The organism is Stenotrophomonas oahuensis, from assembly GCF_031834595.1.
GTDB classification, from domain to species: domain Bacteria; phylum Pseudomonadota; class Gammaproteobacteria; order Xanthomonadales; family Xanthomonadaceae; genus Stenotrophomonas; species Stenotrophomonas oahuensis.
The window spans coordinates 1,819,685-1,842,806 of sequence record NZ_CP115541.1 but is presented as its reverse complement, the minus strand read 5'-3'; the positions used below and the strand labels follow the sequence as shown (position 1 = coordinate 1,842,806).

The following is a 23,122-nucleotide window of genomic DNA, read 5'->3' as shown; positions in this document are numbered from 1 at the left end:
TGGCCTGCACGAAGGAGCAGGCATAATGGAGCCAAGTGTAGCTGCCGCCCTGTGATGGGCCAACTGTGAAACCATGAGCAAACCCGACCCCGGCATGAATGCCTTAGGCGTACTGGCACTGGAACTGGCCGGCGGCGACGCCCCGCGCCACGCGGCGCTGTCGTCCGCCCAGGCCGGCGAACTGGCCGAACGCATCGGCCGCGACCTGGCCAAGCTGGTCCCCGGCGTGAGCGGGCTGGACCTGGTGTTCTTCGGAGCCCATTTCGACCCGGCCGAAGTGCTGCGCCCGGGCTGGCCCATTCACCGCCGCCTGGAAGAACTGCAGATGCGCGCTCCCGGCCGCAACGAAGGCCCGCGCCTGCTGGCGTTCGGCACCAATGCCGACGGCGAGGTACCGCTGCCGCTGCAGGCCGACGCCACCCTGACCGGCGGTGGCCTGCGGGTGGTGCCGTTCGTGTTGACCGGCAGCGAAGTGGCCCAGACCCAGGCCGTCGCCGAAGCGCTGGAAGACGTGCTGCTGGCCTCGGGCATGGCCGGGGCCGACACCGCCCTGCTGGCACAGAACGCGTTTGGCGCACAGATCGAGCACGCGCGGTACTTCACCGTGAACGACCTGGCCGCGATGATGTCGATGCAGTACGACAACCAGGGCCTGGCCGCGCTGTGGCCGCTGATCGAAACCGCCGTGCTGGCCCCGCAGGCCGAGGAATGGCTGGATGCCGCACCGGAACCGCTGCTTCGATACGCTGACGGCGAAGTGCGTATGGCGCTGTTCGATCCCGCCGGCTGGTGCAACTTCTACAACCACGGCACCGGTGACTGCGAGCGCCTGCAGGGCATCTACGACCAATACCTGATGCGCCAGCGGCAGATGGCCGCCGTGCTGGAAGCGCACGGCCTGCCGGTGTTGTTCGTGCATTGCGAACCGGGGCAGGAGCCGCGCGAGCTGCTGGCGCGCTGAGATCGCGCCGGACACGCATGGCGTGTCCCTACGGGGGATTCAATGAACAACGCCGGCGAGAGCCGGCGTTGTGCATTGCGTAGTGACGCGCCATGCGCGTCAAAGCGCGGTCTTACGGCGCAGCCTTGATCACAGCACACGCCAGACGGGCACCGGCATTCCCGGTCGGCTGAGTCTTGTAGTCATCCGGGTCAGCATGGACGATCAGCCCACGACCAATGATGTCAAATTCATTGCCCTCACCAATGTTTACGTTGGTCGACACATCCGCATCCACCACCGCCTTGCCCTCTGCATCGGCCTTGATGTTCGGCATGTCACCGCCGTGATGCGGGCTGGCCGCCACGCTGCCGTGGTCTTCCTTGCCCGGATTGAAGTGACCACCGGCGCTCGCACCATCGGGTGCACTGCAGTCGCCGGTTTCATGGATATGGAAGCCATGTTCGCTGTTCGGCTTCAGGCCGGTGACTTCGCCCTTGGCGTGCACTTTGCCGTCCACCACGCTGAAGGTGATGCTGCCCTTGGCGTCGTTGCCCTGGGTCGGCGCAAGCTCGGCCATGGCGGTGTGATTGGCATGCGCATCGCTGCTCATCATCGCCGGCGGCGCATCGTTGGCGGCGGCAGCGGCATCGGCCGCCGGTGCGGTGTCAGCGGCCGGGGTTGCTTCCGGTTCGGCCGGCTTGTTGCAGGCGGTCAGGCCAAGGGTGGCAATGGCGGCGAACAACGCGGTGTGGATCAGACGCATGTGGATCTCCTTGCAGATACAACGGGGTGAAGCGGCAAAAGGGAACGCGCCTCAGCGCGTGACCCGGATGATGCCGCAGGAAACGCGGGCACCGGCATTGCCGGCAGGCTGGCTACGGTAGTCATCGGCGCTGGCATGCACGATCAGGGCACGCCCCGCAATGTCATTGGGCGCGCCACCACCCAGCGTCACCGCCGGCAGGCGCACGTCGACATTGACCCTTCCCTGTGCATCGGCGCGCAGATTGTCCATGTCGCCCAGGTGATGCGTGCCGCCGCTGGTGCGGCCGTGCGGCTGGTTGGTCGGGTTGAAATGCGCGCCGGCGCTGCTGGCATCCACCGCGCTGCAGTCGCCACGCTCATGCACGTGGAACGCCGCGGTCTGCAGCGGTTGCAGACCACCGATGACGCCGGTGATGTGCACGCCACCGCGCGGGTCGGGCACCACGGCCAACCGTCCGCTAACGATGCTGGCCGACGCCGGCGACAGATTGGCCTCGGCCATCTTCGCTGTGCTCACCGTGGGCAGTGGCGGAGCCGGCGGAGGTGGTGGCGGCGTGGTGCTGCACGCACTGAGTGCCACCAGCGCGGCGCTGCCAATCAGGATTCGGGTACTGCGCATGGAAGACTCCTTGTATTTCCAACCTAACGGCGGCGCTGTCCATGGATCATGAAAGCGGCCACCACATACGTGTTATTCCCGTGAACAGGGCATTCAGCCCCCGCGACGACGCCCGGCCCCCAGCTTGCGGGTCAAGGTGTTGCGCCCCAGTCCCAGGCGAGCGGCAGCTTCAGCGCGACGGCCGTGGGTGATCTGCAGCGCCGCTTCCAGCAGGGCCTGGTCGACCTTTTCGCGCACCTGCGCGTGCAGACCTTCCGCGCCTTCGGCCAGGCGCTGTCGTGCCCAGACCGACAGCAGCGTTTCCCACTGGCCCGGGTCGCCCTGGCTGCGGGTCCGCGCGCCGGGCCCCCGGTGCAACGCGCTGTCCACATCGGCCACGCCAATGGTGTCGGAAGACGCCAGTGCGGCCATGCGCCAGCAGACGTTCTCCAGTTCGCGCACATTGCCCGGCCAGTCGTGCTCGCGCAGCGCCTGCAGGGCCGAAGCTGTAAGCCGCTTCGGCGGCGTGTCCAGCTTGCGTGCGGCGGCGGCGAGGAACGTGTCGGCCAGCTGTGCGATGTCGTCGCGGCGCTCGCGCAGCGGCGGCAGGCGCAGGCGCACCACGTCCAGACGATGCAGCAGGTCGGCGCGGAAACGGCCCTGCGCTACCAGCGATTCCAGATCCTGGTGGGTAGCGGCGATTACGCGCACATCGACACGGATCAGCTCGCGCCCGCCGACGCGGAAGAACTCGCCCTCGGCCAGCACGCGCAGCAGACGGGTCTGCAACGGCAGCGGCATGTCGCCGATCTCGTCCAGGAACAACGTGCCGCCATCAGCCTGCTCGAAGCGGCCCACGTTGCGGCGCTGCGCGCCGGTGAACGCGCCGGCTTCGTGTCCGAACAGTTCGCTTTCCAGCAGTTCTGACGGAATGGCCGCCGTGTTGAGCGCCACGAACGGCCCCTGCGCACGCGGGGACTCATGGTGCAGCGCATGCGCCACCAGTTCCTTGCCGGTACCGGTTTCGCCGTTGATCAGAACCGATAGTGGAGCCTGCGCCAAACGGCCGATCGCGCGGAACAGCGCGCGCATCGCCGGCGTGTCGCCGACCAGTTGCGGGCGCTGGTCAACCGTGGCCGCTGCCGTGGCCGCCGTGGGTTCGGCAATGGCGGTGTCAGGCTCCGGCAGCACGCGCTGGGCCAGGGCCACCGCGTCGTCCAGGTCGAACGGCTTGGACAGGAATTCCTGCGCGCCGCCGCGGAACGCGCCGGCAGTGCTGGCGACGTCGGTGTAGGCCGACATCACGATCACCGGCAACTGCGGGTGTGCGGCTTTGAGCTTGTCCAGCAGCACCAGGCCGTCATCGCCGGGCATGCGCACGTCGGTGAACAGCAAGTCGGGCGGGGCCTGGGTTTCCAGCATGGTCAGCGCGGCGGCCGCGCCGTCGAAGCCTTCCACCTGGTAGCCAGCATCGCGCAGCGCCGTGCAAAGCACGAAGCGCACGGAGCGGTCATCGTCCACCACCCAGATGCGCGGGGCAGTGCTACGGCTGTCATCCGCCATGGGCGGGCTCCTCCATGGCGAGCGTGCCCTGCCCCATCGGCAGCAGCACGGTGAATACGGTATGGCCCGGACGCGAGCGGTAGGTCAGTGTGCCCCGGTGTTCGCGCGCCACCTGCTGGGCCAGTGCCAGGCCCAGGCCAGTGCCTTCGGCGCGGCCGCTGACCAGCGGCAGGAACAGGTGCTCGGCCAGGTCTTCGGGCACACCCCGACCGTCGTCCACGATTTCCAGGCGCAGCGCAAGCGGGTGCAGTGCGTCGTTGATACGCACCCCATGTTCGACCCGGGTGCGCAGGGTGACCGTGCCCGCGCCGGCCTGGATGGCATTGCGGACCAGGTTCCACACCGCTTGGGTGAGGCGGTCGGCGTCGCCGTCGAACTCGGGAATGCTGGGGTCGTAGTCACGCTGCAGGCGCACCGCCCAGCCACCCTCGGTTTCGGCCAGGCGCAGCACCCGCTCCAGCGAGGCGTGGATGTTCAATGGCGCATGCGGCGCGGCCGGGGCCGGCGACAGCAGCTGTTCCAGCAGCCCGTTTAGGCGTTCGATCTCCGAGCCGATCAGCGCGATCAGCTCGCGCTCGTCGGCGTCGCGCTGGGCGCTGCGGCGGGCCAGCAGCTGGGCTGCCCCTTTCAAGCCAGCCAGCGGATTACGCAGCTCGTGGGCCAGACCCTTGAGCGCCGCGCTGAGTGCGCTGGGCAGTGCCTGGGTCGGGTCCAGGCCAGGAAATTCGTCGACCGGGTGAGCTTCAAGCAGCCAACCGCTCTCATCGCGCCGGCTCAGCCAGCCCTCGGCGAAGCGCGGTGCATCGCCCGGTAACGCCAGCGCCAGCCGGTGCAGACGCAGGGTGTCCTGCTCGCCCCGAGCCAGAAAATGGGCCAGCGCCTCGCCCTGCACTTCCAGTGACGCCAGCGGCTGGCCGATCAGGCGGCGAACGCTTACCCCCAGCCAGCGGGCAAAGGCCGGATTGCAGCCTGCGACCCGGCCCTCGGCATCGGCCCAGGCAACGGGTGTGCCCAGCGTGTCGAGGTCGGGAGGAGGGAGCGCGGACGTCATTGCACCAATGTAGTGCAAAACGTGGGATGGTTGGGTTGCTCTGACCGATGCGGCATTTCCCCATGGGATGCTGCATTGCCCTACGTGATGCGGCTTTGCCGAACGTAGAGCCGGGCTTGCCCGGCTGAAGGCCCCCGAACGAACTGCAGCCACGCAGGGCGTGGCTCTACGGATGCCTTTCGTACCAGCGGCGTGATCGGTTGACGATATGCACCACCGACAGCATGACCGGCACTTCAATCAGCACGCCCACTACCGTGGCCAGCGCGGCGCCGGAATGCACGCCGAACAACCCCACGGCGGTGGCAACGGCCAGTTCAAAGAAGTTGCTGGCACCGATCAGTGCGGACGGCCCGGCCACACAATGCGCGACCCCGAGGCGACGATTAAGCAGGTAAGCCAGGCCCGAATTGAAGTACACCTGGATCAGGATCGGCACAGCGATGACCGCAATGATCAGGGGCTGCTGCACGATCTGCCTTCCCTGGAAGCCGAACAGCAGCACCAGCGTCAGCAACAGCGCGGACAGGGACAATGGAGCAACCTTCTGAAGCGCGGACTGAAGACCCGCGGCACCGGAACGCTGCAGCAGCCATCGCCGCAGCAGCGCGGCCGCGGCGACCGGCACCAGGATGTATAGACCCACTGACAGGATCAGGGTGTTCCACGGCACGGTGATGGCGGACAGCCCCAGCAGCAGCGCCACCACCGGCGCGTAGGCCACCACCATGATCGCGTCGTTCAGCGCCACCTGACTCAGGGTGAAGTTGGCATCGCCCCGGCACAGGTTGCTCCACACGAAGACCATGGCCGTACACGGCGCGGCCGCGAGCAGAATCAGCCCAGCGATGTAACTATCGATCTGCTCCCCCGGCAGCCAGCTCACGAACACGTGGCGCAGGAACAACCAACCCAGCAGCGCCATCGAGAACGGCTTGACCGCCCAGTTGATGAACAACGTGACGCCAATGCCCTTCCAATGCTGGCCGACCTGCCGCATGGCCCCCAAGTCCACTTTCAGCAGCATCGGGATGATCATCAGCCAGATCAGCACCGCGACCGGAAGGTTGACCTGGGCGACCTCAGCTGCCGCCAATGTGGCGAACGTGCCCGGCAGGAAGTGGCCCAGCAGCGTACCCACCACAATGCACAGCGCGACCCAGAGGGTCAGGTAACGCTCGAACAGCCCCATCGGTGCCGCACTGCTCATGCGGCGGCGTCATCCGGCTGCACGAAACCGATCCGGTCCAGCGCCTGCTTCAGCGCGTCGCGGTCACTCCAGAGCGCAGCCGGTAGCGCCAGCAGGGCCAGCAGTCGTGCTTTGACAATGGCGTGGGCGTCGGCGAACGCCTGTGCCTTGGCTTCGTTGCTGCCGTCCACGGCTGCCGGATCGGACAGGCCCCAATGGGTGCGGATGAAGTCGCCGAAGACCAGCGGGCAGGCCTCAGACGCGGCGGCGTCGCAGACCGTGATGACCAGATCCATGGGCGCGGCATCGGCGAACTCATCCCAGGACTTGCTTCGCAGGCCCGCTGTGGCGATGCCCTCGGACCGAAGCTGGGCAATGGCAAATGGATTGACCTGCCCGGTGGGCTGGCTGCCAGCGCTGAGCACCTCAAAACGGTGCCCGGCCAACGCCCGCAGCGTAGCTTCGGCAAGAACACTGCGGGCAGAGTTGCCCGTGCACAGGAACAGAACGCGTTGGGCGGTCACGACAGAATTCTCCGGTCAGCAGGCGCAATCAGGGGAACGGGGGCTGCAGTCCGGCACAGGAGAACCGGCACAGCAGTTATGGGTGAGGTAGTCGATCAGCCCGGTCATCGCGCTGAAGTTGGCGCGGTAGCAGACATTGCGGCCCTGGCTCTCGCTCTCCACCAGGCCGGCCTGCAACAGCTCCTTCAGGTGGAAGCTGAGCGTGGCTGGCGGCACTTCCAGCGCCGCGCCAATGTCCCCGGCCATGCGTCCGGCGGGACCGGCTTCGACCAGCAGGCGGAAGGCGGCCAGACGGGTGCCGTGGCCGAGGGCGGTGAGAGCGGCGATTGCATTCTTTGTTTCCATATTTCTAGAATAGTCGAATGAATATTTCTACCACAAGTGGCCTGCTCCCAAATCTGGAAGGCGGCCTTCTTCCCCAGCCCGACCCTGTCCGTCTGGCCGCCGAGCCCAGCCACCCGCCTCGCATCCTCCTGCTCTACGGATCGCTGCGGCCGCAATCGTTCAGCCGCAAGCTCGCGCTGGAGGCCGAACGGCTGCTGCGTCACCTGGGCTGCGAGACCCGGGTGTTCGACCCACACGGGCTGCCGATGCTGGACAGCGTGGACAAGAGCCACCCCGAAGTGCAGCGGCTGCGGGAATGGTCACAGTGGTCGGAGGGGCAGGTGTGGGTGAGCCCGGAACGGCACGGCACGGTTACTGGCGTGTTCAAGAACCAGATCGACTGGTTGCCGCTGGAAGACGGCAGCGTGCGTCCCACCCAGGGCCGACCGCTGGCGGTGATGCAGGTGTGTGGTGGCTCACAGTCATTCAACACGGTCAACACGCTGCGCGTCCTGGGACGCTGGATGCGCATGCTGACCATCCCCAACCAGTCCTCGGTGGCCAAGGCATGGCAGGAATTCGATGAGGACGGCCGGATGAAGCCTTCGCCCTACTACGACCGCGTGGTGGATGTGATGGAGGAACTGGTGAAGTTCACCCTGCTGACCCGCGGCCGTTCGGACTACCTTGTTGACCGCTACAGCGAGCGCAAAGGAGATGCGCTTGCAGCGGAGTTGGCGCGCGCAGCGGGCGTGGCTTGATCCAGGCGTAAAGCCGGGCTTGCCCGGCTGAAGGCCTCCGAACGAACTGCAGCCACGCAGGCGTGGCTCTACGCGTCGGTAACAACTGACATTGGATGATGCTTGGGCGGGGGAATGTCTGGATGGTTCCGGAGGCATTCCGATGTACATCAAACACTTTCTTTTGCTGGCTCTGACGCTGCCGGCAAGTCTGGCGGCAGCATCTGAGGACGGCCCGCAGGCATCGTATGTGTGTCAAGCCAAGGATAACGTCGGCAAGTATGTGCAATTTGGTGCTGGACCGGTCTACTTTGTCACTGCCACGAGTGAGGCTGATGCGCTCAAGAAGGCGCAAAGCGAACTTAATAGACTGGGGAAGAACTACCAGCATCAAACGCTGGAATGTCAGGCAATGAAAGCGACGTAGGGAAATGGAGCGTCGAGACAGTGGTGAGTAGTGACGCGCCATGCGCGTCAATGGATTTTGATTCCTTTCCAGTAGGTTCCGCGCCCTGCGTGGGATGCAGCCACGCAGGGCGTGGCTCTACGTGCCATATGGCGATAGCGTACGTGTTACGCGTCGAATGCGCCGGCAATGATTACATCAGGTCAGGCAGAGGCGCGTAGCGCTGCGCCCCGATGTAAGCGTCGTAGGCAGCTCGCTCCGATTCCGGCAGCCGGCTTCGCTGCAGGCGGAGCGAATATCCCCCATGCAGCACACCATCAATGATGACTGCCCAGTCCCCTACTTCTTCATCGGGAATGAAGCGCAGGGAACCGGCGGTGACCCCAGGAAAATGGGCTGGGGCCTCGAACACACGCGCGTCGAAGCCAGACCCGGTTTCACCCTCGACGCTCAGCCACAGCCACATTCCTTTGCCATTCGGATCCGGAATGTAGGTTTTGACCAGCGGCGAGGCATCAGGCTCTTTGGTAGCCGCGAGCAGCGCACGGAAGTGGGCAAGGCTTTTCTGTGCGGTACGTGCAACGGCGGCGAGCTCGTCGTCGGGCATGTTCATGAACATGGGTTCGGCCGCCGTGCTTTGGCGGCGGCCGATTCCCAACCGGTTGAGGAGTGCTTTCAGGTGCATCTGGGGATGGTCCAGCCACGCAGGGCATGGCTCTACGTGAGGTGGGGGCGTTCGTAGCCGAAAAGCAGACGTTTGGCACCTTCGCGCCACGCTTGCGGGCAGTCCTTACCGCGCAGCACGGCGGCGACGGTATAGGCGTAGCCACGGTTGGTGGAGCTCACGTTGCCCAGCGCCGCCTCGGCCTGTTGCACGGATGCATTCGCGCGCACTGCGTCAGCGAACGCGACCACGCGCGCGGCCTCGCTGGCATCGGTGGCCAGCACCTTCTCGCGCCACGCCGCTTCGTTGCGGCCGTGGCGCAGCGCCAGGGCCCACAGGGTCCATGCCGAATCGGAGTCCACGTCGTCCGCCACCGGCATCGCCAGTGCCTTCTGGGCCCATTCGCCGGGGGCACCGTCGGAAGCCGCAACCAGAGGGACAAGGCGCGTCAACAGGTCAGCATCCACCTGCGCCAGGCCCAACGCGCGCTCGTACTCTCCGCGGTCGAGCTGCAGGTAGGCTTCAAACGGAGAGCCGACCACTTCCTCGCTTTCGAACGCCAGCATGCGCGCCACGAACGACGACTGCTCCGCCAGCGACGCCAGCTCCTGCGCGCTGCTGCCCAGCATGCGCTTGACCCGGGCCAGCTCCACGGACGCTACCTCGGCAAGTTGCGGTGCGGCGGCCGCCTTCGTCAGCATCTCGTTGGCACCGGTCCAATCATTGCGCGCGGCCAGCGTGTGGCCCGCCGCCAGTGCGAACCAGGGCTGGTCCGGCCAGCGACGGTGCCCTGCGAGGAACGCCTCATCCTGCGCCGGGCCGTCGGCCGTGCAGCGCACCGCCAGATAGGCCAGCGCCGAAGACTCCGGCTTTTCCGCCGCCGCCTGCTGCTGGCGCGCACAGGTGGCCGCGTGCGCGTTACCCGTGCTGAGCTCCTGTTCCATTCGCAAGGTGACAACGTCCTCGGCATTCCGCTTCAGCCGCTCGGCGATGAGGCTCTGCAGGGCGTCCGGATAGGTCGACGCCATCCCCAGCCACATGATCAGGTGCTGCGACTCCGGCGCATCCCAACGCGCATGCGCGAGGATCATGGCTTTGCGCTGTTCGTCGTTGTCGACCAGGCCAGTCTGGTGGTGCGGAGCCACGTCGCCTACGGCCGACAGCACGGAGCGGGTGCCGCCGCTCTCATACTCACTGGTCTGGATCGTTTCTGGCGGCGTCTTCAGCACGAAGTCGACGCTGGTAGCCAGCCAGCGCTGCGCACCCAGCTTGCGCTCGGCCTGCTCTTTCACGTTGCCGTAGACAGCCGTCCACTCCACCAGCGGTGCTGCACCGGCCACGTTGTAGGTGAAGTGCGGACGGCCGGAGATGCGCTCGCTGTCGAAGGACTCGATCAGCTGCCCATCTGCAGTGTGGCTCTCCACTTTGTGGGTCGCGCCGGGATCCACATCCATCGCGGTGCTTTGCAGCGGGTCCAGGTTGACGCTGCTTCCGTCGATGGTGACCCGCACCGGAATGGCCAGGCCGTTGTACACCGAGACCGTGGCGGTGCCGGTGTGCATGCCCAGCACCAGGACGCCGATGACGATGGCCGCCGCCACCGCGCCGCGCGCGACGCTGGCGACCCAGCCATCCGCCGTCTGGAACCTGTCCCACAATCCCAGCTTGGTCTGCAGCTTGCGTTCCTTGCCCGGCAGCAGCACCGGGTAGTCCTTCGGCACCCGCGAAGGCTCTGGCGCGGTGGGTACCACCTCTCCGGCATCCAGACGGTCCACAGCGGCATCTTCGTTGGCCAGCAGCGCTTCCAGCGTAGCGGCGCGCAGGCGGGACAGCACCGCACAGGTGTGTTCGACCCAGCTGCCCACCTTGCGGACCCAGTCGTTGATGTTCTGTTCCGTAGCCGGGGCCAGGCCGAATTCTCCCAGCGATTCCTGCAGCGGCTGGCCGCCGTGTTCGATGACGGTTTCATCAACATGACAGACGCGCGCGTAGTCGTAGACGACGGCCAGGGCCCGCTGAGTCATGTTGGCGGCCGCGATCAGCCGGCGCAGTTCTTTCCCGGAAACCCGGTTGTCGGCGGTCACCACGTGCATGGTATTGACGTACACGCCGTACACATCGCGCAGATCGGCCTCGACGTGTTCGCAGAAGTGCATCAGGCTGACCTGGCCCTCCAGCAGTTCCTCCCAACCATGACCATTGCGGCGTGCGGCCAGCCGATGCAGGCTGCGGCACTCCTGGTCGTGCAGGAACACCGCCTGCCGCAGCGATGCGATCTCCGCATCCAAGGTTGCTATAGCCGGGGCCAGCCGCTTGGTGTCCAGCGTCTGGTCGCGCCAGTGCACGCGGTTGCCGGATGCGCGCAGGTGGCCTGCACGGGCGGCGTCCAGGGTGGCGCGCTCTTCCTCCAAACGCTTCAGGCTCTGCAGTGCCTCGCCATGGGCGGGTGCGTACAGTGCGCAGATGCGCTCGCGCAGCGCGGCGTTCTCCAGCGACGGCAGTGAGGCGAGGAACAGCTCGGCAGGCGTCGCCACATTGCGCAGGAACGAGCGGCGCAGATAGGTGCCCTGGTAACGCTGGTGCAGGGCACGGACTTCGAACTCCGCATCCAGCCGGTCCAGCGAGTCGGCCGTGTCGGCGAATGCTGGCGGCGTCTCGCGCAGCATGTCGCGGGAAAGCCGGTGCTTCAGCCCGTCAGCGTCGCGGAACAGCAGCATCGCCGGGCGCTCGTCGATCACCGCCGCCACGTAGCGGCGCTTCAGGTTGTTTTCGCGATCTGCATTCGCCGGATGCGTGGACCACATCTGCGGTGCGCGCACCATCTCGTTGCGGAACACCCGATGCAGCTCACGCTCGTGCTCGGGCAGCTCCGGCGGATCGGCATACATGGGGTCCGGCGTCACCCGGCGCAGGTTGGCGATCATGCGCGTCTGCACCGCGAACAGGTCGGCCACCGCGCGGCCGGCCTCGAATTCGCGCGAGGCGAAGCCCAGCGTGCGGTCCCAGGCTTCGTCGGCCGCGCCCAGGCGGTGCAGCGCATGCACCAGCGCATCACTGCCGGCCAGTGAGGCGGCGACCAGATCGGCCTGGTATTCCATCTCGCGCGAGAGTGCGCGTTCGGACAGGGTCACCACGCTGAAGGCGGTATCCACCAGCGAGCGGATCGCCCAGATGATGATCGACAGCGTCCAGCCGACCCACGCGACGCGGAAATCGGTGCGCGACAGGCCGGCCAGGAAACTGTCCAGCGCATCGCGCCGCGCCACCAACTGGGTAGCGACCTGGTGGGCGATGTAGACCCAGCGGCCGACCGCCATCGTGCGCTGCGCGAAGTGGCCGAACTCGTGCCCCAGCACTGCCTTGAATTCGGTGAGGTTCAGCACGTTCACCAGCGCCAGACCGATGTCTAGGTTCTTGCGCGAGGGGAACAGCAGATTGACCAGCGACAGGTCGTAGAACACGCCGGCGTTGACGCGTGGCGACAGATACACCCGATTCGGTCGCGGCGCGCCGGCCTCGTCGGCCAGGCGGTGCAGAAAGGCGAACAGCTCCGGCTGGTCGGCCGGCTTCAGCTCCAGGTCTTTGGAGGCCTTGCCGCGCTTGAGGAAGATCAGGCCCTTGGCCATGAACACGGCCAGGAACAGCGCGCAGCCGCCGACGATGGCATTGACCAGCGCGCTGCCGCCCTCGCCAGACAGCAGCGTGCGCAGCATGCGGAAGGCGGTCCAGCCGAACCAGCCCATCAAGGCAAAGTACGCGCCGGCGAAAACAAGCAGACCGGCCACTGCCAGCCAGGCGTGGCGGCGGTAGGCGGAGCTGGGCGCGGTGAGCTGTGCAGGCACGGCCGACGGCCCCGCCGGATAGAGCGAATCCATGGTGTATCCCCCTGTTGTCGTGCTCCGTGCCGTCCCCCCGGACGTGACGCGGAGTGGACCGGGCGTCATGCCCGGTATTCGGGGATTGTGCACGGTGTGGGGGGCGGGTGCCATCTCGGGGATGGCCAAAATGGCAGGTCTAACAAATGGGACGATAGCCGGGTGCTTTCGTCCTTGTAGAGACGCGCCATGCGCGTCTGCGGTAACTCCTCATCCGTAGGTACCACGCCCTGCGTGGTACGCGTGGCTGCCGGGACTTCAGCCACGCAGGGCGTGGCTCTACGCGCTGGAAGGCTACGCCAACGTAAATCTTCCCGGCGTACCAGCCACGCAGGACGGCGCGATCCATACATCGAACGCACCAGGCTCCGCACGGCGCACGCCATCCACGTCCGTGAACTCCAGCATGCTTTCGTTGATCTCGAACGAAACCTCCACCGACTGCCCTGGCTCGATGGCGATCTTTTCGAACCCCTTCAGTTCGCGCACGGGACGTACCCGGCTGGCAACGCGATCGTGGATGTAGAGCTGCACTACTTCCTCGATCACCCGCTCGCCCGCATTTGTCACAGTGGCGCTTACACAAATGGACCCACCACGTGGCATCACGTCCGCGTTGAGCTCGGTCGCGTTGTAGCGCACGTCTCCATACGTGAGCCCATGCCCGAACGGATACAGCGCTTCGTGCGGGATCTCGCGCCAGCGCGTCTTGAATTCTTTGATGTCAGGCAGCTCTGGACGACCGGTGCGCGGATGGTTGTAGTAGTACGGCTGTTGGCCGGATGCCTGCGGGAAGGAAACCGGCAGGCGACCGGACGGGCTGTAATCGCCGAACAGGACATCGGCCGTGGCATGACCGGTCTGCGAGCCCAGGAACCAGGTAATGAGCAGGGCGTCAGCTTTGCGCACACCGCCGTGCAGCGCCAGTGCACGTCCATTACGGATCAAGGCCACGACCGGCTTTCCTGCATCCGAGATAGCATCCGCTAGGCGCTGCTGGACGGCGGGCAAAGTGATCTCAATGCGCGACTGAGCCTCACCGGAATAGCGTTGAGGTTCACCCAACGCCAGGATGACCACGTCGGCCTGTCGCGCCGCCGCGATGGCCGCTTCAATACCGCCTTCGATCCCCTCTTCCAGCCCGCAGCCATCGACAAAGGTCAGGTCACTTTCGTCGGTCACGGCCGCGCGCAGGCCGTCTTCGAGCGATACATAGCGCGACGCGTCGCCGAACAATGTCCAGCAGCCTTCAATGTTGTCGCGGTCTCGACCAAATGGACCAATCACCGCAATGCGCTGGCCCGACTTTTTCAAGGGCAGCACGCGGCTTTCATTCTTCAGCATGACGATGGAGCGCTTCGCGGATTCGCGTGCCAGGTCTTCGTGCTGTTCCAGCTGCTCTGCGGTGATGTCTTGCATGCGCAGCGAACGATACGGATCATCCAACAGACCGATGCGTTCTTTGAGTTCCAGCATGCGCCGCACGGCCTGATCCAGCCGCCACATCGGCACCTGCCCTTCTTTGACCAGCGCCGGCAGGTGTTCCAGATACAGCCCGCTCTGCAGGCTCAGGTCCAAGCCGGCCATGAAGGCTTTCAGCACCGCATCCTTCATGTCTTCGGCGTAGCCGTGGGCGACCAGTTCCATTTCCGAGGTGTAGTCGGAAATGGTGATGCCGTTGAACTTCCATTCCCCCCGCAGCACGTCCACCAGCAGCGGCTTGTTGGCGCTGGCCGGCACGCCGTTGATGTCGTTGAAGGAACTCATCACGCTGGCTACGCCCGCGTTCACGGCCGCTTGGAACGGCGGCAGATGCACGTCACGCAGCGTCTGCGGTGCGATGTCCACGGTGTTGTAGTCCAGACCTGCCAGGCTGGCCCCGTATGCCACGTAATGCTTGGCGGTGGCGAGCAAGGCGTCTTCGGCGGTGAGCGTCTCGCCTTGGAAGCCCTGCACGCGTGCAGCACCAAACCGGCAAGCCACCAGCGTGTCCTCGCCGGTGCCTTCCGCGCCACGGCTCCAGCGCTGATCGCGGGTGACGTCGATGGCCGGTGCGTAGGTCCAGTGGATCGCCTGTGCTGTGGCTTCCACCGCCGTGGCCCGTGCCGTACGGCGGGCCAGGTCCGGCTCGAAGCTGGCGGTTTCGCCCAGCGGAATGGGGAATACCGTGCTCATGCCATGAATCACATCGGCGGCCAGAATGACCGGAATCCCAAGCCGGCTCTCTTTCACCGCCACCCGCTGCAGCTCCACTGCGCCGTGCTTTCCCTTGCCGTTGAACAGCGAACCGACCTTGCCGTCTCGGATCAGCTGCAGCACCTGGTCGGCATTCTGCTCGTTGGCGACCGGGTTGATGTCCGGTGCGAACGGCCGAACCATGTCGGCGGTGACATTGAGCTGCCCCACTTTCTCTTCCACCGTCATCTGCGCCATCAGCGCATCGATACGAATGCTCATTTAAACCTCATGAAAACGCTTACATGAGGACAATGAAAGCGGGTTGATCGCTAAACCTCCACCCCTATCGTCGGGACGGTGGAGCTGAGGACGTGCGAACAAGCAGTTCGTAGGGCAGCACCCATTCACCGGAGGGCAGCTCGGCCTTCCCTGACAAGGTGTTGATCAGTGCCGCCACGGCGGCATCCGTCATGCTCGCCATGGGTTGGGCGATCACGGTCAGTGGAGGCCAGGCGCGGCGGGACGCCGCGGTGTCGTCGAATGCCACCACCGAAAGATCGTCGGGCAGCCGCAGGCCGGCGCGCTGGGCGACCCAGAGCACTCCCAGCGCCATGTCGTCATTGCTGGCGACGATGGCAGTGGGCCGGGAAGATGCGGCCAGCAGCGCTTCGGCGGCCTCGCAGCCGGACTGGAAGCAGAAGCGACCCGCACGGACGGACGCAGGGTCGATGGGCAGAGCAGCACGATGCATCGCGTCCTGGAATCCCAGCAGGCGCTGCTGGCTGTCGCCGTGATCCATCGGCCCGGTGATGAAGGCAATTCGATGATGCCCCGCCTGTAGCAGATGAGAGGTGAGCTGATCAGCCGCACCGCGATTGTCGATGCGAAGGGTCTGCATGCCGTGTAGCGGTGCCGCGCCGGCGATGGCGGTAGATGGAATACCCAGGCGCAGGAACGTTTCGGAACCTGCGAGCAGTTCCGCGTAGGGCGGCACCAGCAGCAGCCCTTCCGCGCCCCCCTCGATGGCCTCCACCACCAGCTTCTCGGCATGTTCCAGGGTTGCCGCTCGTCCTTCGCGCACCACCAACTGTGCCCCCACGGCGTTTGCACTGGCCAGTGCGGCAAGCAGAACCTCGGTAAGGAACGGCGAGCGCACATCGGGGTAGAGCAGCCCCAATCGCGTGCCGGCCACCCCGGCCAAGCGCCGCGCGGCCATGTTGGGCACATAGCCCGTCACGCGAACAGCTTCCTTGACGCGCGCACGCGTTTCCGCACCCACCTTGCCACGGCCGTGTATCACGTTGGAGACGGTCATGGTGGAAACACCCACGCGGTCGGCTACGGTCTGCAGTGTGACCGGTGTGCGGGAGCCAGCGGGGGTGCGGCGGGGTGGCACGGAAAGCCTCGTGGTGTCAGCGCTGACGACGGTTGGAATCAGGGTCCAGCACGATAACATTGCCGCTTATCCCACCCATAGGAAGGTTGTGACGCATGGATGCCATCAGAGTTTCGAGCGGGCGCAAAGGCGTGGGGCGACTGCTTCCAGTGTTGCTGCTGGCCATCAGCGGCACCGTATTGGCGGAGGCTCCGCCGCCTCCTCCACCTGTCCCGCCGCAGTCCGACTTTGTCTTCCCGCAGGCCGTATACAACCCGCCGCCGCGCTATCCGACCGGGTCGGCCGATGACTATGAGTCAGGCACGGTGGTACTCGTCCTGGACGTGGATCCGGAAGGGGCAATTTCCAAAGTGGCGATGGATAGATCCAGCGGCTACCCCAAGCTGGACGCTGCCGCAATTGAGGCGGCGGCCGCCTGGCGTTTCACGCCCGCGCAGGAAGGGGGCAAACCGATTCGGAGCCGGGTGCGGGTGCCGGTTACGTTCGTTGCGGAGTAGGCGCGCGTTGTGACGCACCATGCGCGTCTGCCGGGAGATGGGTGAGCGCAGCCACGCAGGGCGTGGCTCTACGGCGTTGGCTGTGCGATCAGGCGGCGCGGCGCTTCACGCACGCTCTGAATAAATCCTGGTTCACCGCATTGCTCAGCACAATCTGCAGGCCCTGATCTGCGATTTCGTACTCGCCATTGACCCCGGTCGGTTCAAGCGCTTGTTCGCCTGTCAGGCGGCGGATGGCGGTCTGCACGCGCGAGGTGGTAGGCACTGCGTCTGCCTCGATGTACTGCCGTATGGCCTCGCGTGCTTCTTCGCTATTCACGGTCTTCTGCCCGCTGGTGGCAAGCCACACCATCACCGCAGACTCCACGTCCTGCAGCGCGGCGAACCACTGGGCATAATAGTCATCGAACTTTGCGCGATACCACTCGTGGACCGCAGCATCGAGATCTGCATTTCCTCTGACCAGCATGATCCGCACGATTTCGTTGAGGAACAGCGGGGTGTAGCAGAGGCGCGGGAAGAACAGCTTCAGTGCATCGCGATCTACCTTTACTCCCGCCACTTCGTCCAGATAGTCCGCCCGGGAATCCACGAAGCCGTCACCGAGGTTGGGCAGGGTGAGTGATTCGGCGGACCTGAACAACGGTGCCCGGGCCCGGTGGAACAGTCGCATCAGACCGTCGCGGGACGAGCCGGTAAAGAAAACACTCAGCCGCCCCTCGACGTCCTGAAGCGCGGTGCGGAACGCGGCCACGAAGTTGTCGGAGCCCTTGTCCGCCAACGCCTGGAACTCGTCCAGCGCAATCAAGGAATGCGTACCGCGCTCTGCAATCAGATGCAGCGCATTGGCAAGGCGGTTCTCAAGGCTGGCCTCCGGGTGCGGCGTTGGCCCGGTTGCCGGCGACCAGTTCCCTTGAATATCCACCCCTGGCACTTTGAACGTGGCCCGCAGGGAAGACAGATTCATGGGACGCATCAGCGCACTGCGCGGCGGCGTGGCATAGGCAACGGCCTCCAGCCCTTCCACCAGACCGAGCTCGGGATTGTCACGGTTGCGCCAGAGATCGATGCGCGCAGCAAACCAGCCGGCTTCGTGCAGCGCCGGCAGCAGGTCATAGCGGACAAACGAGGTTTTGCCATGCCGCCGAGGCGCGAACAGGGTAACGTTCGCGCCGGAGAGCAACAGCCGGGTGACGCTCTCAAGCAGGTCCGGGCGGGCGAAGTACGGCAGCGTGGTCTGGAGGGACACGTGAGGTCCTTAGCAGGCATTTCGGCGATCTGCTAAGCCTAGCCAAAACCCGCTAAGTTCATCCAACCCGTTGTCGTATAAGGCCTTTCTTACGCGAGCGGTTGAGGGTGGGGACGTTCAACCATTAGTTACTGGCGTGACGCTTGCCACCTTCTCCATCCGCTGCCTTCCCGGCGCGGCTCGCCGCGAACTCCGGGAACGTCTTCTCCAGCGAATCCACATCCGGCAGCACATAGAACACGCCACCCTTGGCAAACGTGGGGTTGATCACCGCCGCATAGAACGTCGGTGACACATTGATGCAGCCGTGCGAGATGCGGTTGTCATCCGGCGTGGGCGTGGCCAGGCGCTCTGCGCGCCGTTCGGTCTTGCTGCCGGGCGGGATCGGATGCAGCGAAATGGCGGCGTCGTAGTCCACCCACAGCACGCTTTCAGCGTCGGCGGCGGGGCCGTATCCGCCGATGAAACGGCCGGCGGGCGTGGTGCGGTCCTTACCCGGAATGGCGCTCAGCGCGACATGGGTGACAGCCGGTGCCGTGTGGTCACCTACGGCCGAACCAAACAGCCCCGGGGCTGCACCGCGCAGCTTGCCGTTGCCGTCAAATACCAGAATCTGTGCATTCCCCTTGTCCATGATCGCGAAGGGGTAGCCCTGCGTGTCCTTGGTGGCCACCACCCAACCAGCCAGCTCAATCACCATGTCGGACACAGGCTGGTCCTGCGGCAGCTCGTCATTGGGCGAGGTGGCCGGTTGGACGACCTCGGCTTCCTGCGCGTTGGCTGCGCCGATGCCGGCAAAGGCCAGTGCCAGGATGAGTGCGCCGCGAAGGGCGTGGCGTGCGGGGTGTGCGTGCATGGGGGACTACTCTTCAAAACAAGGACGACATGATCAAAAGGGACCAGTGGCCAGCAACGGCCACTGGTCCCTATTCAGAAATCCCTCAACGAATGTGGAGGAGGGATCAACCGCGCGGCACGCGGCGGGGTGCGCTCTCAAGCTGCTGTACGCGGCCTTCGATGGCATCCAGACGCTGGTTGGCCTGCTGCGCGGACTGGTTGGCCTGCTCCGCACTCTGCGCTGCGCCCTGGACCTTGGTGTCCAGGCTGTCGAGGCGCGAGTTGATGGTGGCGAATTCGTCCTTGTAGGTGGCGCAGGCGCTGAGGCCGGCAGTGACAACGAGGGCAACGCCCAGCTTGCTCGCGGTCTTGAGGTGCTGCTTGGTCAGGAACATGGGGTGGTTCTCCTTCATCGGGGGTGTCTGGAATATAGCGGTGTTTTCCGCAGGTGCTCTCCCCAGCATTCAGTTGAAGTCCGGCGACGTGGATGGAGTGTGAAATTGTGAAATGCGGGGTGAATAGGTAGGAAATCAGGGCTCTGCGGCCGCTGTGGTGGCGCGCCATGCGCGTCAACATCGGGATGCCCCAGTGCCGGAGAAGATCTTTGCGCCAGGGTGTGATTCGCTGAATTGGGGCCCACGGCCCGTGATGTCTTTTCATCTGCAAATAGCTGGTGCATGCAAGTACTGAAGCGTTGGCCGTTCCCGTCAGCAAAGTTGAACTCGTAAGGTTGATGAAGGAGTGTGAGATTCATGACTAGCAGAAGCAGACCGAACCAACCCCGCCCCATTCTCCCCGGTGACTTCAGGGGCACGAATCCTGACAACCCTGCACGAAGCCAGGTGGGGTACAAGCGGCCACCACCTTCTCCGGCACCTCCGGCACCCTTGTGGCCAAGAGAGCCGAGCCCATGCGTGAAGCGTGCTTGCTGGTGGTGCTGTGATTGCTGCGCATCGGTTAAAACCAATTTCTCAATAGCTTCGCATGTGCCCAAGAAGCAGTACTGACGCCGACAGGCAAAAAAATACCCCGGCCGCATGCCCTGTAGGCAGAGACGGTACCGAGGCGTACGACAGCAGCTTATCCAACGGCCCTACGCTCTGCAATCGTCGAGCGCTAGTATTCGTTGGCGGCCTTCGCCAAGGTGTTCAATGACTGCCATCCAACCACCAGATCTTGTCGCTCCTCAGCATGAAGTGCAGCGGCTACTGGGGCGTTGCCTGCTGAGGCTGCAGCAGTACGAGCGCTTGATGAAGGCCATGATTGCCGCACACAGCGTCTTTGGAACTTCGGAATCCATTGCACGTGGAGTGACCGTGCCCAGCGTGGACGCGGACAGACTCACGCTGGGACAGCTTGTTGGAACGCTGTTGGGCAGCTACATCTCGAAGGAGTGCGATACCCACCCTGACGGCACACCCAACGAAAGCAGCGGCCCGATTGGGTTTAGCGTGAAGGTAGGACTTGATCTGCCAAGCGAAGCCTATGACACACTGAAGGCGGATCTACGCGAACTGGTATCGCTACGCAACGCGCTCGTTCACCACTTCATTGACCTACACGATCTTTGGACGGTAGATGGATGCCAACGTGCCCAACTCGTGCTGGTCCAGTCATACGAAGACATCGACCGGCGATTCGAGCAGCTGCTCACCTTTGCTGGATACATGGACGAAGCTAAGAAACAGGCCGCTGAGCTGGTTCAGTCACCCATGTTCGCGAATCTGATGGTCAACGGCATCGCTCCGGATGGCCAGATCCACTGGCCCATTGCGGGCATCGTCACGGCACTGAGGCAGGCCGTTCGGAAGCTGTCCGTTGATGGATGGGCGAATCTGGAAGCCGCTGCCGACTGGGTGGCCGAGCATCAACCGGAGCAGACTCCGCAGAGGTACGGATGCGTCCGCTGGCGGCAGGTCGTGCACGAATCCGGACAGTTCGAGCTTCGTCGTTTTGCACACAATGGACAGTTCGCGGCCTGGATCCGTGAACGGCTGCCCGCTGCTCCTGCTTCAGAACCGCCGTAGCCGGCGCTCCCGGTGCTCTACGCTGGGCGGAAATGGGGTAATTCTGAGCCTATTACCCCATTCTTAAGCACTGCCCATTCGTGTTAGTCCCTGCTGCCATAGAGGGCGTCGAACACCGCGTGACCGCGATCGCGACGATTCCACACGCCACCGACTGCACAAACAGCCTCATGACCTAGACCAGCCAACGGAAAGCAGGTGTCGGGTAATCATTGGACCCGTGCTCTCTCACCTCCTTCCAAGACAGCGGCTTCTCGCGAAAAAATTCTCAACCGTAGGTGACTGCATGCTGGACTACGGACCACTCCCCGTCACTGAAGATAAGTCTAACGTCCCCTCGCTTCGCCTCACCATTCGTAGGAACCACAGGCCCGAACAGGTCCTTGTAATCATACGAGAGATCCTTACGAGGCTTGGAGGTGAAGAGGATTTGAATACGCGTCGGGTCCATATCCAAGTTCCCTACGAATTCTGAAAATACCTCAGAAGGACGCACGGCAGACTTCTCCTCGTGCGATAGGAGCAGATAATTTACTCCACCGGCCAGTGGGTAACCAGCGGCCTGCAGCGCGTGATAGAAGTACTTGTTATGCCCACCATGGTGGGCAACCTGCACCACCGGCAACGGCACTTTTAGCGCCTCAATTAGGTTAGGAAAGAGCTTTTCCGGGCTGAACCTGCCTCCCGACGAAACGAAGTCGACGAAACCTGTGTCGCCCGATATCAACACACCTTGATTTTCGTAACTGAAGATCATCGAATAGCTAAGCTCGTTCTGGGGCGTTATGGATTCCACCGGAAGCGCACGCTTGAGCGCAAATCCGACATACTCGCCAACAGGGAGTCGCTTCCAGTACTTGGCGATTAGTCCCTTAGAAGGGCCAAGAAGCGTTAGAGCAAGACCTTTGGGACTCTTCGCTCTGACAAAACTCTCTCTCTCCTCGTTCCATGCATACGAGGAAGGCTCACCATCGCTTACATACTGGTATCGGACACTGACGTTCTTCCTCGCCAATGCGTCCACTACCTTCTTCAAATTCATGGCTGCCAATGCATCCTTCGCGGCAGCCTTCCCAATGTAGGACAGATTTCTCTCCTGGCTGTTTCCGGGCATAAGCGCCGCATCCGGGTTCGAGAGGTAGGCGAAATTTCCATATGCAATCTCCACCGCGTCTTCCATCTCCTCCGCAACTCCGAGATGGGTCGGTGGACGAACCTCCTTGCAAGCGTGGTCGTGAGAATCTTCTGCGTCTGATTGATCTCCCGCCCGGGCAGCCAGGAAGTAGCTTTCACTCACGTCGCCTTCTTCGACGTGCAGTTCTTTATAGAAATTCGGAGTGTACGTGGCTTTGAAGCCGTCACCCTCGAACCGTTGGACCAGCATCTGGCGCGCACGAGATGCCCGCTCTATGACACCTCTTTTTGCCTGAAGATACACTGCTAGAGCGCTATCGCCGCTCACACCGGTCAACTGAGGCCCCAGAAGATTCGACCAACGAACCCCTTCCCAGTCTGCAGCGGGCTGCTTGGCGTCGTTCGCGATGGGGGGCATCCACGCGTCTCCAATTTCGTAGGCATCTATGACAGGGACAAGCCTGTTCAGATGATCAGCGTCATAGTGCGTTCCTATTAGCAGGTCAATGCGAGGTGGGCTGCTTTCATCTTGGATCGGCAGTACCGTTTTCAGCTTCTCTAGAACATGATCTGCACCGTAACTACCCCCACTTGTTCCCCCGTCTGCAAGCACTGTGACAATGCGATCGGCACCAACCTTGAACTGTAGAAGAATTGCAGCGCCTAACTGCACCTCAAACATGTCGACTTGGATATCCATAACGCCCTCGCATTGATTGGAGCTGCGGACCTGCCATGTTTTCCAAGGCAATTGTGAAAGCCAATCGCCTTCCGTCGATAAATGTTATATATAACTCGCGAATCTCACTTCCATTCAGGGCCGAACGGGACTAACGTCCGCTTCCGGCCATGTGCGCGCGACCCAAGCGATGAACATTGCGGTAAGCGCAGAGAACGGTGGGACAATGCGGGACTATCTTTCCACCGGAGGACGCTCGATTGACTGCTCCGACTGGCTTAAAGAGTTGGTTAGATCACCTGACTTCGTCGATCTGAACGACTCTGTCGGGGCACGTTATAGGGAAAGCTTCGCCAAGCCAAGCTTCCGTGCTGCGTCGGTCACTGGAACCACCTGAGAAGCGCCCTTTCTGTCCCAGTTTGATTGTTCGCCCTCCTTCAACGCCATCACTTAAGGTTCCACTTGCGCGGTCGAGCCTGAAGC

At 63.9% G+C, this 23,122-nt stretch carries 20 protein-coding genes; 5 read left to right on the top strand and 15 right to left on the bottom strand.

Annotation, left to right across the window (positions count from 1 at the left end):
• The first annotated feature begins 73 nt into the window (after window positions 1-73).
• Window positions 74-961 (top strand): hypothetical protein, encoded by an 888-nt coding sequence (locus PDM29_RS07955; protein WP_311193308.1) that lies wholly within the window; start codon window positions 74-76, stop codon window positions 959-961.
• A gap of 112 nt (window positions 962-1,073) precedes the next feature.
• On the opposite strand, the gene PDM29_RS07950 is transcribed toward PDM29_RS07955, so the two are convergent.
• The 7 genes from PDM29_RS07950 to PDM29_RS07920 form a co-directional block, all read right to left on the bottom strand.
• The gene (locus PDM29_RS07950) at window positions 1,074-1,706 is read right to left on the bottom strand and encodes a superoxide dismutase family protein (protein ID WP_311193307.1); all 633 of its coding nucleotides are present in this window, start codon (window positions 1,704-1,706) and stop codon (window positions 1,074-1,076) included.
• 51 nt (window positions 1,707-1,757) lie between these two features.
• Window positions 1,758-2,327 (bottom strand): superoxide dismutase family protein, encoded by a 570-nt coding sequence (locus PDM29_RS07945; RefSeq protein WP_311193306.1) that lies wholly within the window; start codon window positions 2,325-2,327, stop codon window positions 1,758-1,760.
• 93 nt (window positions 2,328-2,420) lie between these two features.
• Window positions 2,421-3,869 carry a nitrogen regulation protein NR(I) gene (ntrC, locus tag PDM29_RS07940; protein ID WP_311193305.1) on the bottom strand — a complete coding sequence of 483 codons (1,449 nt, stop codon included), beginning with the start codon at window positions 3,867-3,869 and terminating at the stop codon, window positions 2,421-2,423.
• Window positions 3,859-4,920: a two-component system sensor histidine kinase NtrB gene (locus PDM29_RS07935; RefSeq protein ID WP_311193304.1), complete on the bottom strand. Its 1,062-nt coding sequence runs from the start codon at window positions 4,918-4,920 to the stop codon at window positions 3,859-3,861. Before PDM29_RS07935 ends, ntrC begins: the two co-directional genes overlap by 11 nt.
• A 166-nt stretch (window positions 4,921-5,086) precedes the next feature.
• Complete coding sequence (arsB, locus tag PDM29_RS07930) at window positions 5,087-6,112, bottom strand: ACR3 family arsenite efflux transporter (RefSeq protein WP_311193746.1); 1,026 nt, start codon at window positions 6,110-6,112, stop codon at window positions 5,087-5,089.
• A 14-nt stretch (window positions 6,113-6,126) separates the two neighbouring features.
• Window positions 6,127-6,633, bottom strand: a complete 507-nt coding sequence (locus PDM29_RS07925) for an arsenate reductase ArsC (RefSeq protein ID WP_311193303.1) — start codon at window positions 6,631-6,633, stop codon at window positions 6,127-6,129.
• Window positions 6,634-6,648: 15 nt separating this feature from the next.
• The gene (locus PDM29_RS07920) at window positions 6,649-6,978 is read right to left on the bottom strand and encodes an ArsR/SmtB family transcription factor (protein ID WP_311193302.1); all 330 of its coding nucleotides are present in this window, start codon (window positions 6,976-6,978) and stop codon (window positions 6,649-6,651) included.
• A 17-nt stretch (window positions 6,979-6,995) separates the two neighbouring features.
• Between PDM29_RS07920 and arsH the strand changes: the two genes are divergently transcribed.
• Both arsH and PDM29_RS07910 read left to right on the top strand, forming a co-directional pair.
• The gene (arsH, locus tag PDM29_RS07915; RefSeq protein WP_311193300.1) at window positions 6,996-7,718 is read left to right on the top strand and encodes an arsenical resistance protein ArsH; all 723 of its coding nucleotides are present in this window, start codon (window positions 6,996-6,998) and stop codon (window positions 7,716-7,718) included.
• Between the two features lie 142 nt (window positions 7,719-7,860).
• Window positions 7,861-8,124 (top strand): hypothetical protein, encoded by a 264-nt coding sequence (locus tag PDM29_RS07910; protein ID WP_311193299.1) that lies wholly within the window; start codon window positions 7,861-7,863, stop codon window positions 8,122-8,124.
• 172 nt (window positions 8,125-8,296) lie between these two features.
• Here PDM29_RS07910 and PDM29_RS07905 read toward each other — a convergent pair whose 3' ends face one another.
• The 4 genes from PDM29_RS07905 to PDM29_RS07890 all read right to left on the bottom strand — a co-directional run bounded on the left by PDM29_RS07905 (window position 8,297) and on the right by PDM29_RS07890 (window position 16,216).
• Window positions 8,297-8,788 (bottom strand): DUF2314 domain-containing protein, encoded by a 492-nt coding sequence (locus PDM29_RS07905; RefSeq protein WP_311193297.1) that lies wholly within the window; start codon window positions 8,786-8,788, stop codon window positions 8,297-8,299.
• 32 nt (window positions 8,789-8,820) lie between these two features.
• Window positions 8,821-12,642 carry a M48 family metallopeptidase gene (locus PDM29_RS07900; RefSeq protein WP_311193296.1) on the bottom strand — a complete coding sequence of 1,274 codons (3,822 nt, stop codon included), beginning with the start codon at window positions 12,640-12,642 and terminating at the stop codon, window positions 8,821-8,823.
• A gap of 294 nt (window positions 12,643-12,936) precedes the next feature.
• Window positions 12,937-15,099, bottom strand: coding sequence for a glycoside hydrolase family 3 N-terminal domain-containing protein (locus PDM29_RS07895; protein ID WP_311193295.1), 2,163 nt, complete (start codon window positions 15,097-15,099; stop codon window positions 12,937-12,939).
• A gap of 64 nt (window positions 15,100-15,163) precedes the next feature.
• Window positions 15,164-16,216 (bottom strand): LacI family DNA-binding transcriptional regulator, encoded by a 1,053-nt coding sequence (locus PDM29_RS07890; protein ID WP_311193294.1) that lies wholly within the window; start codon window positions 16,214-16,216, stop codon window positions 15,164-15,166.
• Between the two features lie 95 nt (window positions 16,217-16,311).
• Here PDM29_RS07890 and PDM29_RS07885 point away from each other — a divergent pair, with 95 nt between their 5' ends.
• Window positions 16,312-16,713: an energy transducer TonB gene (locus tag PDM29_RS07885; RefSeq protein ID WP_311193293.1), complete on the top strand. Its 402-nt coding sequence runs from the start codon at window positions 16,312-16,314 to the stop codon at window positions 16,711-16,713.
• Window positions 16,714-16,801: 88 nt separating this feature from the next.
• Here the strand turns inward: PDM29_RS07885 and PDM29_RS07880 are convergent, their stop codons facing one another.
• From PDM29_RS07880 to PDM29_RS07870, 3 genes are all read right to left on the bottom strand, one after another.
• Window positions 16,802-17,962 (bottom strand): ATP-binding protein, encoded by a 1,161-nt coding sequence (locus PDM29_RS07880; protein ID WP_311193292.1) that lies wholly within the window; start codon window positions 17,960-17,962, stop codon window positions 16,802-16,804.
• Between the two features lie 124 nt (window positions 17,963-18,086).
• Window positions 18,087-18,773 (bottom strand): hypothetical protein, encoded by a 687-nt coding sequence (locus PDM29_RS07875; RefSeq protein ID WP_311193745.1) that lies wholly within the window; start codon window positions 18,771-18,773, stop codon window positions 18,087-18,089.
• A gap of 151 nt (window positions 18,774-18,924) precedes the next feature.
• Window positions 18,925-19,194 (bottom strand): hypothetical protein, encoded by a 270-nt coding sequence (locus tag PDM29_RS07870; RefSeq protein WP_311193291.1) that lies wholly within the window; start codon window positions 19,192-19,194, stop codon window positions 18,925-18,927.
• Window positions 19,195-19,950: 756 nt separating this feature from the next.
• Here PDM29_RS07870 and PDM29_RS07865 point away from each other — a divergent pair.
• Window positions 19,951-20,826: an OST-HTH/LOTUS domain-containing protein gene (locus PDM29_RS07865; RefSeq protein WP_311193290.1), complete on the top strand. Its 876-nt coding sequence runs from the start codon at window positions 19,951-19,953 to the stop codon at window positions 20,824-20,826.
• A 268-nt stretch (window positions 20,827-21,094) separates the two neighbouring features.
• On the opposite strand, the gene PDM29_RS07860 is transcribed toward PDM29_RS07865, so the two are convergent.
• Window positions 21,095-22,660 (bottom strand): ComEC/Rec2 family competence protein, encoded by a 1,566-nt coding sequence (locus PDM29_RS07860; protein WP_311193289.1) that lies wholly within the window; start codon window positions 22,658-22,660, stop codon window positions 21,095-21,097.
• Window positions 22,661-23,122 lie beyond the last annotated feature (462 nt).